The 14,925-nt window shown below is 65.8% G+C and carries 11 protein-coding genes; 3 read left to right on the forward strand and 8 right to left on the reverse strand.

All coding sequences use genetic code 11. From position 1 onward, the window contains the following. Positions 1–231: 231 nt before the first annotated feature. The 3 genes from GO707_RS05105 (at position 232) to GO707_RS05115 (ending at position 4,895) form a co-directional block, all read left to right on the forward strand. On the forward strand, positions 232–3,210 hold the full coding sequence (locus GO707_RS05105) for a molybdopterin-containing oxidoreductase family protein (RefSeq protein ID WP_114539494.1): 2,979 nt from the start codon (positions 232–234) through the stop codon (positions 3,208–3,210). Beyond that, complete coding sequence (locus GO707_RS05110; protein ID WP_114539493.1) at positions 3,210–3,896, forward strand: 4Fe-4S dicluster domain-containing protein; 687 nt, start codon at positions 3,210–3,212, stop codon at positions 3,894–3,896. Before GO707_RS05105 ends, GO707_RS05110 begins: the two co-directional genes overlap by 1 nt. Before the next feature lie 87 nt (positions 3,897–3,983). Beyond that, positions 3,984–4,895, forward strand: coding sequence for a dimethyl sulfoxide reductase anchor subunit family protein (locus tag GO707_RS05115; protein ID WP_114539492.1), 912 nt, complete (start codon positions 3,984–3,986; stop codon positions 4,893–4,895). A gap of 154 nt (positions 4,896–5,049) precedes the next feature. Here the strand turns inward: GO707_RS05115 and GO707_RS05120 are convergent, their stop codons facing one another. The 8 genes from GO707_RS05120 to GO707_RS05155 all read right to left on the reverse strand — a co-directional run bounded on the left by GO707_RS05120 (position 5,050) and on the right by GO707_RS05155 (position 14,736). Further along, on the reverse strand, positions 5,050–5,823 hold the full coding sequence (locus GO707_RS05120; protein ID WP_114539491.1) for a hypothetical protein: 774 nt from the start codon (positions 5,821–5,823) through the stop codon (positions 5,050–5,052). Continuing rightward, positions 5,811–6,788, reverse strand: coding sequence for a MarR family transcriptional regulator (locus GO707_RS05125; protein ID WP_114539490.1), 978 nt, complete (start codon positions 6,786–6,788; stop codon positions 5,811–5,813). Before GO707_RS05125 ends, GO707_RS05120 begins: the two co-directional genes overlap by 13 nt. A gap of 402 nt (positions 6,789–7,190) precedes the next feature. Beyond that, positions 7,191–9,119, reverse strand: a complete 1,929-nt coding sequence (locus tag GO707_RS05130; protein ID WP_114539489.1) for a UvrD-helicase domain-containing protein — start codon at positions 9,117–9,119, stop codon at positions 7,191–7,193. A gap of 262 nt (positions 9,120–9,381) precedes the next feature. Further along, positions 9,382–10,404, reverse strand: a complete 1,023-nt coding sequence (locus tag GO707_RS05135; RefSeq protein WP_114539488.1) for a 4Fe-4S binding protein — start codon at positions 10,402–10,404, stop codon at positions 9,382–9,384. A gap of 14 nt (positions 10,405–10,418) precedes the next feature. Continuing rightward, a complete protein-coding gene (locus tag GO707_RS05140; protein ID WP_114539487.1) occupies positions 10,419–11,072 on the reverse strand; it encodes a 4Fe-4S dicluster domain-containing protein in 654 nt (217 codons plus the stop codon). Positions 11,073–11,156: 84 nt separating this feature from the next. Beyond that, positions 11,157–11,897 (reverse strand): TorD/DmsD family molecular chaperone, encoded by a 741-nt coding sequence (locus GO707_RS05145; RefSeq protein WP_114539486.1) that lies wholly within the window; start codon positions 11,895–11,897, stop codon positions 11,157–11,159. 78 nt (positions 11,898–11,975) lie between these two features. After that, the gene (locus tag GO707_RS05150; RefSeq protein ID WP_114539485.1) at positions 11,976–12,848 is read right to left on the reverse strand and encodes a hypothetical protein; all 873 of its coding nucleotides are present in this window, start codon (positions 12,846–12,848) and stop codon (positions 11,976–11,978) included. A 331-nt stretch (positions 12,849–13,179) separates the two neighbouring features. Next, complete coding sequence (locus GO707_RS05155) at positions 13,180–14,736, reverse strand: helix-turn-helix transcriptional regulator (protein ID WP_157012422.1); 1,557 nt, start codon at positions 14,734–14,736, stop codon at positions 13,180–13,182. Positions 14,737–14,925: the final 189 nt, after the last annotated feature.

The following is a 14,925-nucleotide window of genomic DNA, read 5'->3' on the forward strand; positions in this document are numbered from 1 at the left end:
AACCTCCCATCTATTGTAAACGCTCCGGCGCGTCTGCGGAGAAAATGACCCGCTGTCAATAAGGAAGCGAAGAAATCCCAGGTCAAACCTATCGTGCTACCAGCATGATTTTCTCATTTGTTGTATTTTCGCCAAAAACGCGCTCCCAGCCCGATGGTGCGGCCGGGGCGGGCGCGGTAGGGTCGTGCAGTGTCTGATGAAGGGTCAGACTCATTCGAGAGGAGGAGAACCATGGCTTCATTGACCATGACGCGCCGCACCTTCGCGAAAGTGGCGGCGGCCACGGCGGCGGCCGCGGGCCTGGGCGCCGGCGCGACCGGCACGGCCCTCGCCGAGACCGACGCCGGCCCCGAGAAGGGCAACGAGGTCAAGCGCATCCGTTCCGCCTGCCGCGGCTGCGGCAAGATGGAATGCGGTGTGTGGGTGACGGTGCAGGACGGTCGCGTCATCAAGAGCGAGGGCGACGAGAGCGCCTTCCAGTCGGCGGGCAACCACTGCGCCAAGGGCCAGGCGTCACTGCAGGCGGCCTACCACCCCGACCGGCTCCGCTATCCGCTGAAGCGCACCACCCCGAAGGGCGAAGACCCCCAGTGGCAGCGCATCAGCTGGGACGAGGCCTACAAGACCACGGTGGACGCCATCCATGCCAACCAGGACAAGTACGGCAAGGAAACCTGCATCTTTATGGGCGGCACGTCGCGTATTTGGTCCATGGCCCCCTACGGCGCCTTCAAGCAGCTGTTCGGCAGCCCCAACGGCATTCAGGCCAACGAGATTTGCAAGGGGCCGCGCTTCTACGCCACGGCCATCGACGCCTCCAACGCCTACAGCTGGATGGAAGTGGTGGGCCGCCCGCGCGTGTTCGTGCAGTGGGGCGGCGCTTCCGAGCTCTCCAACTACGACGACAGCTGCCGTACCACGGTGGACGTGGCCACCCGCGCCGACAAGCACATCATCGTGGACCCGCGCCAGACGAACCTCGGCAAGGAGGCGGACATCTGGGTGAACCTGCGACCCGGCACCGACGGCGCCGTGGCCAACTGCTGGGCCCAGGTCATCATCGAGAACGAGCTGTACGACGATCTGTACGTGCGCAAGTGGATGAACGCTCCCATGCTGGTGGTGCAGGAGGAGAGCTTCAAGCCCACGCCCACGAGCTCCGCCCAGCAGTCGGCGAACATCGTCACGCGCATTCTGAAGGAATCCGACCTGAAAGAGGGCGGCTCCGACGGCCGCTTCATGGTCATCAACGAGAAGAACGGCGAGCTGTCCTGGTACGACGCCACGGCTGCCAACCCCGGCTGGGAAGGGGAGGACTGGAAGCCGGCCACGGAAGGTCGCGAGGCGAATCAGCCCGGCCTGGACGCCACGGGTCAGACCCAGGGCTTCGTGCTGGACTACGTGCCCTTCCCTGACGGTCTCTGGCCGGCGCTGCACACGGAAGAGGGCGGCCGCGAGGTGACGCTCAAGGACGGCACCAAGGTGCACGTGCGCACGGTGTGGGAGCACTACATCGACTTCCTCGCCGACTACACCCCGGAGAAGGCCAGCGAGATCACCGGCGTTGACCCGGAGGTGCTGAAGGAAGCGGCCATCACCTATGCCACGCGCGTGGACCCCTCCACGGGCTACGGCAACGGCGGCATCCAGTACATGCTGGCCCCCGAGCATGCCTGCAACTCCGTGCAGAACCAGCGCGCCTGCGACCTCGTGTGCGGCATTACCGGCAACATGGATATTCCCGGCGGCATGCGCGGCTCCACCCCCGGCTGGCCCTTCTTCGACCTGGGCATGTGCAATCCCGATTCCCCGGAAATCCCGCCCTACGATTCCAGCAAGATCCTGGGCTCCATCGAGTTTCCCATGATCGGGTCGGATCGCGGCCCCGGTTGGGCCGACGCCACGAGCATCTACGACGCCATCGAGACCGGCACCCCCTACAACGTCACCTGCGGCATCGGCCAGACCGGCGACTTCATGAACCAGTCGAACTCCATCAACGCCGCCGAGCAGCTGAAGAAGCTCGATTTCTGGTGCTCCATCGATCTGTGGCACACCCCCTGCGTGGACATGATCGCCGACATCGCCATGCCCGCCGCCCACTGGATGGAGCTGGACTGCATCCGCAAGTCCCAGGGCTCTTCCGGCGCCTTCGGCGCCACGGTGAAGGCCATCGACCCGCCCGGCGAGGCCAAAAACGACTTGGAGATCGTCGTGGGCCTGTACCAGGCCGCCGGCGTGCCCTACTTCGACGAGGCCAAGCACGGCGCGAAGTGGTTCACCGGCGACGAGGCCGTGAAGCACTGCAACGAGGTGGGCCTGGCCGGCTTCCGCATTCCCGATTGGGACGATTACAAAGCGGAGTTCCAGAAGAACGGCTGGTTCGATTCCAAGGTCGAGAAGCCCGAGGCCTGGGGCACCTACCGTCGCTACCAGGTGGGCACCAACGCCGTGAACGGCGACTTCCCGCCGCTGCCCCCCGAGGCCCAGCACCAGGGCTGGAACACCACCACCCACAAGCAGGAGATCTGGTCGCTGCTTTTGGAGTCGTGGCTTGTGAACGGCGCCGGCAATGACGGCGTGCGCCCGAATTTGCCCTACTCCGACACCGAGCAGTTCTCCGACAAGGAGATGTTTCCCCTGTTCGTGGAGGCGCCTCACGGGCCGGTGGCCGACCCCGACCTGTTCGCCGACGAGAACTCCTTCCTCATGACCACGGGACGCCGCCAGGGCACCTACTTCCATTCCGAGCACCGGCAGCTGCCCTGGTGCCGCGAGCTGTGGCCCGTGCCGCGCCTGGAGATGAACCCGGTGGACGCCGAGCGCATCGGCGTGACCCAGGGCGACTGGGTGTGGATCGAGACCGACCAGCACAAGATCCGCGAAGTGGTGGACCTGTACTACGGCATCGAGCCCGGCGTGGTGAACGCCGAGCACCAGTGGTGGTACCCGGAGCTGAAGCAGCCCGACCATGGCTTCATGCTGTCCGGCGTGAACTGCCTCATCGACCGCCATGCCCAGGACCGCATCTGCGGCTCGTCCAACTTGCGCGCCTACGGCGTGAAGGTGTACAAGGCCACGCCCGAGAACTCGCCCTTCGGCAACCCCGTGCCCTGCGGCGACGACGGCACGGAGATCATCCATACCTGCGACGACCCGCGCCTGAAGGAGTGGCTGCCCGACTACGCTTCCGAAAGGGGTGAGGCATAATGACCCAGTACGCGATTCTCACGGATGTGAACAAGTGCGTGGGCTGTTTGGCCTGTTCCATCTCGTGCAAGGTAACCAACGACGTGCCGGTGGGCTCCTACTGGAACAAGGTGCTGCGCATCGGCCCGAACCCGCGCCAGGAAGGCGGCCAGTGGCCCGACGTGTACACGTACTTCCTCACCATGCAGTGCCAGCACTGCGAAGATCCGGAATGCGTGAAGGTGTGCCCCACGGGCGCCTCCCATAAGCTGGCCGACGGCACGGTGCAGGTGGACAAGGAGAAGTGCATCGGCTGCCAGTTCTGCGCCATGAGCTGCCCCTACGGTGTGCGCTACCTGAACGAGACCGAACGTGTGGTGGAGAAGTGCACCCTGTGCGAGCAGAAGATCGCCCAGGACGAGCTGCCCCAGTGCGTGGCCCAGTGCGGCGGCCGGGCGCGGTTCTTCGGCGATTTGGAGCAGGGGCTCGAGAGCTTCGTGGCCCCGGGGGCGCCGGTGAAAAGCGGCGACAAGTCCTACGATGGCTGCGCGGCGGCTCGGGTGACCCTGGGCGAGTGCACCGGCGAGGGCCCGGAATACCCGGTGAAGCCCTACACCGATGCCGAGATCCACCATCTGCCCGACGTGGGCAACAAGCCCAGCTTCGTGTACATCCTGCGCCGCGAGACCTGGCAGGGCGGCGAGTAGCATCGCTTCGGCAGGGCGTCTTGCCTCCCAGGGCGCCCTGCTCTTCTGCCGATTTTCCGGGGGAACCTAGGAGAGAGGATTTTGATTATGGAACTGCAATGGCCTTTGATTCTGTTCACTACCCTGGTGGCCTGGTCGGCCGGCGTGTTCGGCACCCAGGCAGTGCTGGCCCTGCGCGGTGAGGCCCCCAAGGCCCAGCTGTCCTGCTGGATCACCGCGGCCGTGCTGCTGGCGGCCGGCGGCATCGCGGTGTTCTTCCATCTGGAGCACTTCGAACGCATCTTCAACGGCTTCGGACATTTGACCAGCGGCATCACCCAGGAGCTCATCGCCATCGTGGTGCTGGCCGTGGCGGCCATCGTGTACCTGGTGTACCTGCGCCGCGACGAGGGGAAGGTGCCGGCGTGGCTGGCTGTGCTCTCCATCGCGCTGGCGGCCGTGCTCGTGGTGGTGATGGCCCACTCCTACATGATGAGCGCCCGTCCCGCGTGGGACTCGGTGCTGTGGATCTTCTACGTGCTCGGCAACGCCTGTGTGCTGGGGCCGGCCACGGTGGCCCTCGTGTGCGCCATCGTGAAGGAGCCGGTGCGGCTGGCGGCCACGGTGGCCCTGATCGGCGCGGCCGTGAACGCGGTGACCACCATCGTCTATGCCGTGACGCTCCAGTTTTTGGAGGGCTCGTTCACTACGGTGGGCTACTATTCCGACCCCACCATGCCCACCGCGCCTTTGGTGGACGTGACGGCCGTGGGCAATGTGTTCACCGGTGAGCTGGCGCCGCTCATGTGGATCGGCGTCATCCTGGTGGGCGCCGTGGTGCCCCTCATCGCGGCCCTGCTGGAGAAGCGCTCCGGTGCCACCCCGGCCGCCGACGGCACCGCCGTGGCCTCCCGGGCCGAGCTGTGGATGGCCGTGGCCGTGATCGCCGCCGTCATCGGCGCCATCTGCATGCGCGTCGTCTTCTACGAGCTGGGCGCCAGCGTGTTCATGCTGTACTAGGCTCGATTTTTCTCAGGGCCATCCTGAGACAACGAAAGCCCCCGATGAGGGCGGGTTCGCATCCCCAAACCCCTTGCAAACGCGAACCGCCCCCACCGGGGGCTTTCTGCCTCTTACGGATGCATGGAATAGCCGATGAAGATTGAGATGACACCTACAGATATGTGCGGATGATAATTTCCTTCACTTCTTCTGGGGCATAGGCAGCCAGGCCGATGTCCTTCATGAAATGCGGGGGACATTCGACGATCTCCACGAACTCCTTCACATCCGTTCGCAATGCCCCTGGTAACTCCACACGAATTGTCGGTGGCAAAAGCGAGCACAGGCGGAAGATATCGCGTCGGTGCTTTCCGATTTCCCCCGAACGTACGGGCTCTCCGTTGGCTCGGGCTTCTCGAAGATTGAGATACGCCTTCATTTTGAAGAGGGGCAAATACTCGTGGGAAAGGGTGGGGAAGCCGTAGCGGTGCGTGACGGCCTCCTTCGAGGCGAGAAGCCCGTAGTAGGCCTCATCCAGCAAAATGGCGGACAGACTGTAGGCGGCGTTTTCTACGGGAACCTTTCCGATACGGGCCTCGATGCCTTCCAGGTAGTCGGGTCGGCGACTGAGCAGTTCTATCTGATGGGGGTAAGCTGAACTCGCCGGACGGCAGAAGCGGAACATCTGCGCATCCCCGCTCTTGGTGACGTGGGTGTAGTGGGCTTCCCGAACGAACTGGATGAATTTCGCGACGAATGGGGCATCGAGCGCCTCCGCGATGAGCACCATATCGAAGTCCTTGGTGCCCGATTCTTCCCAGAGCCCCGCTTCGCGGTAGATCATCTCCCGCGCCACACCGCCGATAACAACGTAGCGCGTCGCATCTTCGGCGAACCAGCGCGTGAACTCTGCCAAGCCGGGAATGGCGTCTTCTAGATGGGCCATCCTTCGGCCTCCTTGATTTCGTCTACCGCCATGTCAATGCGTTCGTCGCGGCGGTCGATGGTCTTCAGCATGGTGAAGGGGTCAACGGCTTCGTCTTGGGCGAAGGGAGCTGGATCAAAGGCAAGGACTTGGATTATAACTGCTGGATCGCCCTCTTCGACGGCTAAGGGCGTGAGATTCGCGGCTTGTTTGGGGCCTATCGCAAAAACAGACGTCTGCGGTGCCATGAGAAGAGTGCGAGCGGCGAGGGCGGAAAGGCCGCTTCGGAACGCATCCTCTGGAACGGCGTCGCGGGGCAAAGACAGTGTCTTCTTGACAGTTCGGCCAAAGAGCCGCCAGCCTTTTTCAAAGTATGCGGCAGGGTCGGCGACGGTGTAGTAGGCGGTGCGGTTGGTGGGGCCTCCTGTCCTTCGCTGCAGCAGCCCGTGGCGGAGAAGTTCCTCGCAGGCCCGCTGGGCTCCCCCTCGCGATAGGCCGGTGCGAGCGCACACGTCCTTGATGGTCGAGGGGGTTCCCCCGTAGTAGAGAAAGTGCAGGAACGCGGTTTTCCCCATGGCGGTCAGCTCAGTGTCGAGGGGGCGCGGCTTTGTCGCGGGCGATGGTATCGTGCGAAGCAGTCCGGGAAGGTAGAACTCTCCCGCCTGCGTTAGGAACGGCGCACGAGCTGCAATGAGGCGTTTTCTCAGGTAGGGAGTTATGGTGTCGAGATGGCACACCACAGGTGCCTGAAGTGCCGACGATATAAGCTCGCTCTGAGAGAGGAGGATCTCAGGTTTGATGGAAGCGGTAGGGCGGACGAACAGCGTGCGATTTCCGAAGAGCAGAACCGAATCGAACGAGAAAAGCGCGCACGTGGCGAGAGGTAGCTTGTCGCGCAGGGCGGCATGGTCAAAATCCACGTCAGGGGCGATGGCCTCGTTTCCGACGATGTCTCTCAACTGATTGATGAGATCACTTTCTTCCATATGATACCCTTTTGTAGCAATTAAAAATTTTGAGTATCAGTTTATATGAGAGAAGATGGGAGCGCAAGCGCGGCACCACGCAAAAGCCCCCGGTGGGAGAGGCTCGCGTTCCCCAAATCCCTTGCAACGCGAATCTCTCCCAGCGGGGGCTTTCTGGCGGATGGGACACCCTACCGGGTAAGGTGTCCCACTGGCTTTGGAAAAGTGGGCTCCGCATCCGGCGAAGTGAGACGCGTTATCCGGTAGGGTGTCTCACTTCGCGGCGGGGGCGTCCCGGATGGTGCGGGTGCCGGTCCCGGCGGGCGAATGAGTGCCGGGACCGACGTGTGACGGCGAGGGCGGCCGCCCCAGGCCGCGTGGGAAAGACGCAGCGGGAGGGGGAAGGCGGGGCGGCCGCGTCGCTTACGCGGATTGGTCTTCGGTGGGCTCGATCTCCTTCAAGTAGATGCTCGGGCTCGTGGTGGCGATGCGCTCGCCGCGGCGCAGGCGCACGCGGCCGATCTCCAGCTTGAGCTGTTCGGCCCCCACCAGGTCGATGGAGGTGAACCAGCTGGCGACGAGGCGCTCGGTGGGCTTGCCCGCGGCGGCGTAGAGGCGGCGGATGTCGGTGGCCCGGGCGAGCTTCTGCTTGTCCGGGGTCATGACCGTGGCGTCGAAGTAGTCGCGGCTGGGGAAGAAGCCGTTCACGAAGCCGGCCAGCACGAGCACGGCCGGCGAGCGGCCGACGAGGTGCTCGGGGGCGCCCACGAGCACCCGGCCCGCGGTGTCGCCGAAGGCCGCGCCGCCCAGGGCCCGCCGCGCCCGGCGGCTCAGGGTCGCGGCATCGGTGCCGCCCTCCTCGCCGGGGGCCGGGGCCGTGAGGGCACCGACGAGGGCCCGCGCCCGCGCCGCCCCGTCGCCTTCCAGGCCGAGGCCGGCCGCGAGGGCGTCCAGCAGCCCGTCACCTTCCAGGCCCTGCACCGAGGCGACGAGCTCGCGCCCGGCGCGGTAGGCGTCCACGATGCGGCCGATGCCCGTGTTCGGGAAGCCCTCGGCGGGCGCGGCGGCCGACGCCTCCTCCAGCAGCGCCACGAGGCCCGCGCCCTCGGCGGCGGCCCCGGCCCGCATATCGGCGAAGGCGGCGCTGTTGGCCAGATAGTCGCCGAAGCCGCACCAGGAGCGCCAGGCCAGAGCGTTGGCGGGGTCGGCTGCCAGGTCCAGGGCCGCCAGCAGCCGCGCCGGGGCGCAGCGGTCAAGGTCGCGGTAGTCGCCCACGGAAAGCCGTCCCTCCACGGGCGCGGCGGCGGCAATGTCCCGCGCGGCCAGGGCCCGCAGGACCTGGCGCATCCAGGCGGGATGGAAGGTGAGCACGTACACGTCCTCGGGGGCGCAGCCCGCACCCAGGGCCGCTTCCACGGCCTCGGCCACGGCGGCCACCTCGGCGGCGGGGTCGGCGCTCTCCCGGGCAGTGAAGGAGTCCGTCGCCGGGGCGTCGCCGACCCCGGTGATCTCCGGGGCACCGGGGGCCGCGTCCTCGCGCAGGCGGCTCGCCGCGTGGGCGGCGGCCCCGCAGGCATGGCTCTCGGTCAGCACGATGCGCTCGCAATCGGCGTTGGCCTGGGTGAACTCGCCCACGCCCTCACCATAGGGGTAGGAATCGAAGACCTCCACCACGGCCGCGGGATCGGCGGCCACGGCGATGGAGTCGCGGGCCAGCAGGTTCGCCACATGTTGGGAGGCGCGGGAGAGCATCTGGTAGTCGTCCACGAGCACGTGGGCCCGCTGGGCGCCGGCCAGCGCCTCGCCGTCGGCCAGCAGGTAGCGCACGGCCAGGGCGGACAGCTCCGGTTCCAGAATGCCGCCGGTGAAATCGAGGATGCCCTTCAGCAGCCCGTGCACGTCGGCCTCCTCGCCGGCCAGCAGCCAGTCGGCGTTGCCGTCGGCGTCCTCCACCAGCTCGGTCCAGCTGCGGTAGAAGAACTTCAGCATCTCCTTGAGGCGGCGGTTCTTCAGGCCGCAGGTCTTCATGTCCTCCATGATGAAACCCATCTCCACCGGGGTGACGAGGCGCCCGGCCCGGTCGCTGAACGCGCGGCCTCCCTCGGTGGCAAGCAGCCCCAGGGCCACTTCGCGCACGCAGGTCGCTTCCACGGCCGCGCCGCAGGCCGCCTCCAGACGCGCCGCCAGCATGCGGGCCGCATCGGGCGTGGCCGCCAACACCAGCAGATCGCTCGGGGCCGCGCCGCCTTCCAGCAGCGCCGCCGCCCGTTCCACCAGGCGCGTGGTCTTCCCGCAACCGACGGCGCCCTCCACCAGCACGGCTTCGGGGGTCGGGGTCAGTTCGATAGCCATAGCCTTCCTCTCTTCCGTCGGCGCGGAGAAGCCCCCGCGCCCGTCGTGTCTTTCCCCGGCAAAGAGTACCGAATACTCCCTGCCGGGGAAAGACCGCTGAAACGGTCTTTCCCGTGGGTTGCCTTTGTCGGCGGCAAGGGCAGAGCCCTTTCCCTACGGCTCGGGGCAAGGGGGGCGGCGCCTTCCGCCTCCCTTGCCCGGGCGGCCCTGGGCCCTGCGGCCCGGGCGCGTTCCCGGTCGCAACGCCCGATCCGCGCGGGTTCTACGAAGCCGTCACCGCGTCCTCGTCCTCCACGACCACGGTGGATGCGCCCTGCACCTTCTGGGGCAGGAAGGGCATCTTGATGGCCTGGGTGGGGCAGGCCTCCACGCAGGCGCGGCACTTGGTGCACTCGCTGAAGCTCATACCGGCCTCGGGATGGCGCACGTTGATGCCCTGGGGGCACACGGCGGCGCACACCTCGCAGGAGGCGCCCTCCACGGTCTCGCGGCACTTCGCGTCGTTCACCTGTGGCACGAAAGTACGGTTCGCCTTGCCGATGAGGCTCATGAGGGCGCTGATGGGGCAGAAGGTGCTGCACCACTTGCGGAAGAACACCACCTCGGCCAAAAGCAGCGCCGGCACGAGGATAACGCCCCAGGCCACGTCGCCGAAGGCGAACAGGCGCATGACCAGCACGATGGTGGCGAAGGTGAGGCCGATGGGGCAGATGAGGCAGAACACGGGGAACCCGAACACGGCCGCCGACAGCAGCGAGCCGCCGAGGATGACGTGGCGCGAGTCCAGCGCGGCCCGCTTCTCGGCGCAGGAGGAGCAACCGGCCTTCGAGCCGCAACCCTTCAAGGCCGCCTGCTCGTCGGCGGAAAGCGGCGCGGGCTCGGCCGCGGCTTCGGTCCCCGCCCCGGCGCCGTCGGCCACGGCGGCCTTCACCAGCGGGTTCTCGCTGGCGGGCAGCACGCCGGTGCCGGTCATGTCGGTGTTTGAGGTCTTCTTCGAGAAGATGCCGCGGATCTTCGACACCACGGGCACGGGGCACACCCAACCGCAGAAGGCCCGGGCGAACAGCAGGATGAGGGCGATGGCGATGACCACCGAAATGACCGCCCGGGGAATCATGGTCTTGGTGGCGATCATGGTCATAAGCGCCCCCAGGGGGCAGAGCAGCGAGATGTCCTGCCAGCCGATGGCCGACAGGGTGCCCACGCCCACGTGGGTGGCGAATCCCACGGCCACCACGGCGATGACCGCGAGGGGAATGATAGTGCGGAGTCGCTTGGTATTCACAGCGCTGGCCTCCTTTAGGCTTCGAGGGGACGGACGACGATGGCGCGCTCGGTGGCCCCGGCGGAAATGGAGCCGTTCTGCAACGAGACGCACACGCTCTCGCAGGCGCCGCAGCCGTTGCACGCGTCGTTCAGCACGTAGGGGCGGTTGTTCTCGTCCAGCGCCATGGCCTCGTACTCGCAGGCGTCGTAGCAGAAGCGGCAGCCGATGAGGCGGTAGGCCAGACACAGGTCCTGGTTCAGCTCGGCCAGGCCCAGCACGCCGGTCTCGGGGGTGCTTCCCGGTTTCAGCGCCTCGGTGGGGCACGACGCCACGCACAAGGGCTCGCCGCCGTTCTCCTCAGTGCACCAGTCGCACCAGTTCGCGCTGAAATCCATGACGGGGGTGCGCATGTTCAGCAGACCGTCCTCCAAGTGCGCCGGGGCGATGACGCCGCGGGGGCACACCTCGTAGCACTTCTCGCAGCGGATGCACGCCGACACGAGGGCGTCCTCGTCCTGGCCTCCGGGCGGGCGCACCAGCGGAGCGCTGCCGGCGTAGCGCACAGCCCCCAGCCCTACCAGCGCCGCCGTGCCGCCGAGCCCCACGCAGAGCGCCCGGCGCGTGATGACCGGCCGCCCGTCCTTCTTCGGGGCGGCCTCGGCGGCCTTCTCGTCGTTCTCAGCCATGGTCTTCTCTTCCTCTCTCATTCGCCCTTGGGTTGCAGTACGCAGTTGGCGGGAAGGACCCAGGGCCCTTCCCCGTGATGGGGCTTATTCGCCGTCCTCGTCCCCATCCTCGAAAATCTCGTCGAAGAACTCCTCTTCCACCTGCAGAAAGCCGTCGGTGAGACTCGCGAGGCCCTGGTAGAGGCCGCACTGCGCGAAGCGTCGCAGATCGGCGGTCATGAGCGGCACCCAGCTGGACAGGTGATCGGCCAGGAAGTTGCGCTGGGTGGCCAGCAGGCGCTCCACCTCGGCCTCGTCGTCGGCCTCGGCCGCCGCCACGATGCGGTCGCCGAGGGCCGCCATGAACTCCAGCTCCAAGGCGATGTGGTCCTCGGCCTCCTTCCAGGTGGGCAGCTTGTCGAGGCCCTCGCTGCGGTACACGGCCAGCACCTCATCGCGGGCCTCCTGCATCATGAGGCGCTTGGGGCTGGTGTACACCGACTCGAAGGGGTAGGCGGCGGAATAGGCGTCGATGCCGTGGCCGATGAAGGCCCGCACGTAATCGACGGCCAGGTCGGTAATGGCGTGGGCGTCGGCCCCGGACAGGTAGGTGGCGATGGTGCGGTAGCCGGTGTCCACGGCGGTGTTGCCCGTGGCGGCCGGGAAGCGCATGGTCTTCAACTCGGCCAGGAACTCCTCGTCCACTTCCACGCGGTAGAGGCGGGCGAGCAGGCGGTACACCGCGGAGCGCTGGGCGGTGAGCTCGGCCAGGGCGGCCAGGTCGGTGGCCTCCTCGGTCGCGGGGGTTGCTGCGGCGGCAGTGGCTATGGTGTCGGTTTCGGTCATGGGAATCTCCTCTGTTCTCGAAGGGGCGTACTCGACCGCCCTCTGGTTACCGGAAGGGAAGCGGTGGAAGGCGCCGCGCTACTGGGCGTCCGCGGTGGTCTCGCCGGTCTCGGCACCCTTATCGGCCTGCGCCTCGGGCTCGGGCGCGGCCTGGGCCGCTACGAGGTCGGCCACGATGCGCTGTCCCGCGCGGCCGACTTCGGTAATGCGCCAGCTCTTGTCGCGCCATTCCACGGCATCGCATTTCTCCAGCTTGTCGATGAAGTGGGGCGCGTACAGACGGGGGCTCTTCAGCAGCTCGTCGTTGTCCACGGCCTCGTTGATGGTCGGCATCGAAGCGCCGGCATCCTGGGCGGTAAGGCCGAGAATGCGCTCGTAGATCGTGGCGTACTTCGCGTCCTCGGCAAGCAGGTTGGTCAGGCGGTCGAGGGGCTTGTCGGCCTCGGCGTACGCCGCGCCGTCCTCAGTGGCAAGCCAGCAGACCTCCGGCGCCTCGCCGGCCTCGTAGTAGGACACGCCGTCGACTTCCACGAGCACCGGCTCCGGGTCGCCCTCGGGGTATGGCTCGCCGTCGGCGGTCACGCGGGCGAGGGCCCCGGCGCGCTCGAGCAAGTTCGCGAGCGAAGCGGGGGAGTACACGGAGAAGTTGTCTGTCTGCAGGCGATCCACCTCGGCATCCAGGGCGTCGGTGGTCTGCGGCGCGGCGCAGAACGTGATCATGCCGAGCAGCGTGCGACGGCGCGGCGCCATAGCGCTGAACAGGTCGGCGATGCGCTCGGGGGCCGGGCGCGTATCCACGACGGGCGCCGGGACGTCGGTGTGGGGGGTGCCCAGATAGCCCCCGGTTACCTCCTCAGCATCTTCTTCGACATCGTCGTCGAAGGCGCCGAGGGGGTCGAAACCCATGGAATCGTCTAATGCGAGATCGAGGAACGAGGAAGTGTCTTTCATGTCATCCGCCCTTTGAACAAATGCTTGCAGTCTTCCCTCTCGCACGCAGCGAGAGATGAACCTCGCCCCCGAGGTTCGACTTTTGCAAACATTGTCCGTCCGAGAATTCGGGCGGTATCCCCACAGCGCATAGTAGCCGAGGCCCATCGAATCCGTCAAGGGGGAAATTCCCCTGCGTCATCAGTCTGCCTGGCAAAAAGCCGTACTGGGCTGCGGGTTTTTGCTTCGAGTCCGCAGCCCGACACGGCTTTTTGCCAGAGTATCCGCAGCCCGACCAGGGAAAATGTCGGGAAGTCCATGGATGCCGGGAGAACCCCGACCGGATGCGGCCCTACTCCCTCGTGACGCCTTCGATGACGTCGAGCATTTCCTGTTTGGAACGGACGTCCATCTTCTGGTAGATGTGGCGCAAATGGGTGCTCACGGTCCCCTTCGAGATAAACAGCTCCTCTTGAATGCGGGCGGCCGAGCGGCCCTTGGCGAAGAGGATCATCACCTCGGTCTCCTTGGGCGACAGCTCGAAGGCGGCGGCCACTTCCAGGCAGCGGTCCTGGAAGCGCGGGCGCGGCGTTGCTAGCGGCGTTGACGATTTTGGTGCTTGTAGCTCGGCGGCAGCATTCTTTGAAGAAGCCCTGTCGACTTGCGTCACGGTTCCCGAAAAATTCTCGCTCGACGGATCCTCCGGCTCTTCGGTCAGTGCGATGAGGTCGCTCTCGCGGAACACGAACAAAAACGACAGCAGCACCGCCATGGTGGCGACAAGGGCGATGAAGCTCAGGAACTGCGGTGAGAAGGGGGCGAACCGATCCACAGCGTCCCCCGCGACGGCACCGAGCAGCACGCCGAGCGTGACCATGCCCCAACCGATGCCGAATACGCGGGTGGAGGACAATCGGTAGTTAGCAGATATTTCTGCTAGCAACATCCATATGAGCACATTAAAGGTGCCGTAACCCGTCAGAGCCAGCACGCTCTCGATGTCCTGGGCGCCGGTGAAGATGGGCAACAGCATGAAGAAGAAGGCCATGACGACGATGGCTGCCTTGTAGATAGTACGGGTGCTCTGCTCAGAGCCCAAAAGGGCGGCGCCGTAGACAATGAGCATGGTGATGAGACCAGCACCGGCTAGCGGCCATTGCAAGAGTAAATGGATGCTCAGATTGTTCGAGGAAAGGAACGCTGCGCGCACCATGCCGTCGGCAATGCCCACCAGGCAGGCGCACAAGCCGATGCGCCAGGCGAAGGACTTCAGATCGAACTCGATGGGGCGCACGGTTGGTTGGCGCTTGCGTGACCAGGCGTGCTGCTGCACGAAGAGAATCCATCCAGAGACCACGGGCAAAAGAGCGCAGAGCACGCAGCTGGTGACGGGCGGGAGCATAGCGGTGAGGGAATAGGCAACAGCGGCGAGAAAGAAGGCCAAGGGCACTTCGAAGGTGGTACGGCCTGGTGGTTCGTTGCGGTACAGCTCGCCATAGCCCAAATCGATGATCCCGGAGCCGAGGCCCGTGGTTATCGCCCCTATGATTCCGCAGACGTCGCCTATCATGCCCTCGGCACCCGAGGAGGCCAAAAGGACAGTGCCCACGCCGGTGAGCGTTGGTCCGGCGGCGCGGGCTGTCGGATGCAGCATGAGTTTCGCGAAACGATCGCCGGTGAGAGCGCTTCCGAACAGCGCAATGCATAGAGCGCCCGCGGAAACGAGAAAGAACGCTGGTCGGATCGCCTCGCCGCTCCAAGTCATGAAGCTGGCGGCAGCGCCGACGAACATGAGGTACACCCAGGCCCGAATGAGCGCGAAGCCGAATACTCTATCGAGGCCTAGCGGGTGCCCTCCTGTTTCAGCACGATAGGCGAGCAGGTTCTCTTTGATATTGCAGAAATTCATGCGACCCCCCTCGGCGCGGCGGGTGACGCGGCCCTGACGAGACAGCGGATCGCGCCCTGGTCTCCTCGTCGGTCGATGAGGAGAACCCCTGTTGACGAAAGAAATTATACGGCGAAACAAGATTGCCCCATCTCACTTTTTAAATGATATGCAAGGCGATGAACTGGGAAAACTTAAAAATAATGGCAA

Origin of the sequence: Adlercreutzia rubneri (assembly GCF_009755265.1) — a bacterium.
In the GTDB taxonomy this organism is placed as follows: Bacteria; Actinomycetota; Coriobacteriia; order Coriobacteriales; family Eggerthellaceae; genus Adlercreutzia; species Adlercreutzia rubneri.

Excerpts from the sequence above, each read along its gene's own strand:
- GO707_RS05105 (WP_114539494.1), top strand. The coding sequence starts at position 232 with ATGGCTTCATTGACCATGACGCGCCGCACCTTCGCGAAAGTGGCGGCG.
- GO707_RS05110 (WP_114539493.1), top strand. The coding sequence starts at position 3,210 with ATGACCCAGTACGCGATTCTCACGGATGTGAACAAGTGCGTGGGCTGT.
- GO707_RS05115 (WP_114539492.1), top strand. The coding sequence starts at position 3,984 with ATGGAACTGCAATGGCCTTTGATTCTGTTCACTACCCTGGTGGCCTGG.
- GO707_RS05120 (WP_114539491.1), bottom strand. The coding sequence starts at position 5,823 with ATGGCCCATCTAGAAGACGCCATTCCCGGCTTGGCAGAGTTCACGCGC.
- GO707_RS05125 (WP_114539490.1), bottom strand. The coding sequence starts at position 6,788 with ATGGAAGAAAGTGATCTCATCAATCAGTTGAGAGACATCGTCGGAAAC.
- GO707_RS05130 (WP_114539489.1), bottom strand. The coding sequence starts at position 9,119 with ATGGCTATCGAACTGACCCCGACCCCCGAAGCCGTGCTGGTGGAGGGC.
- GO707_RS05140 (WP_114539487.1), bottom strand. The coding sequence starts at position 11,072 with ATGGCTGAGAACGACGAGAAGGCCGCCGAGGCCGCCCCGAAGAAGGAC.
- GO707_RS05145 (WP_114539486.1), bottom strand. The coding sequence starts at position 11,897 with ATGACCGAAACCGACACCATAGCCACTGCCGCCGCAGCAACCCCCGCG.
- GO707_RS05150 (WP_114539485.1), bottom strand. The coding sequence starts at position 12,848 with ATGAAAGACACTTCCTCGTTCCTCGATCTCGCATTAGACGATTCCATG.
- GO707_RS05155 (WP_157012422.1), bottom strand. The coding sequence starts at position 14,736 with ATGAATTTCTGCAATATCAAAGAGAACCTGCTCGCCTATCGTGCTGAA.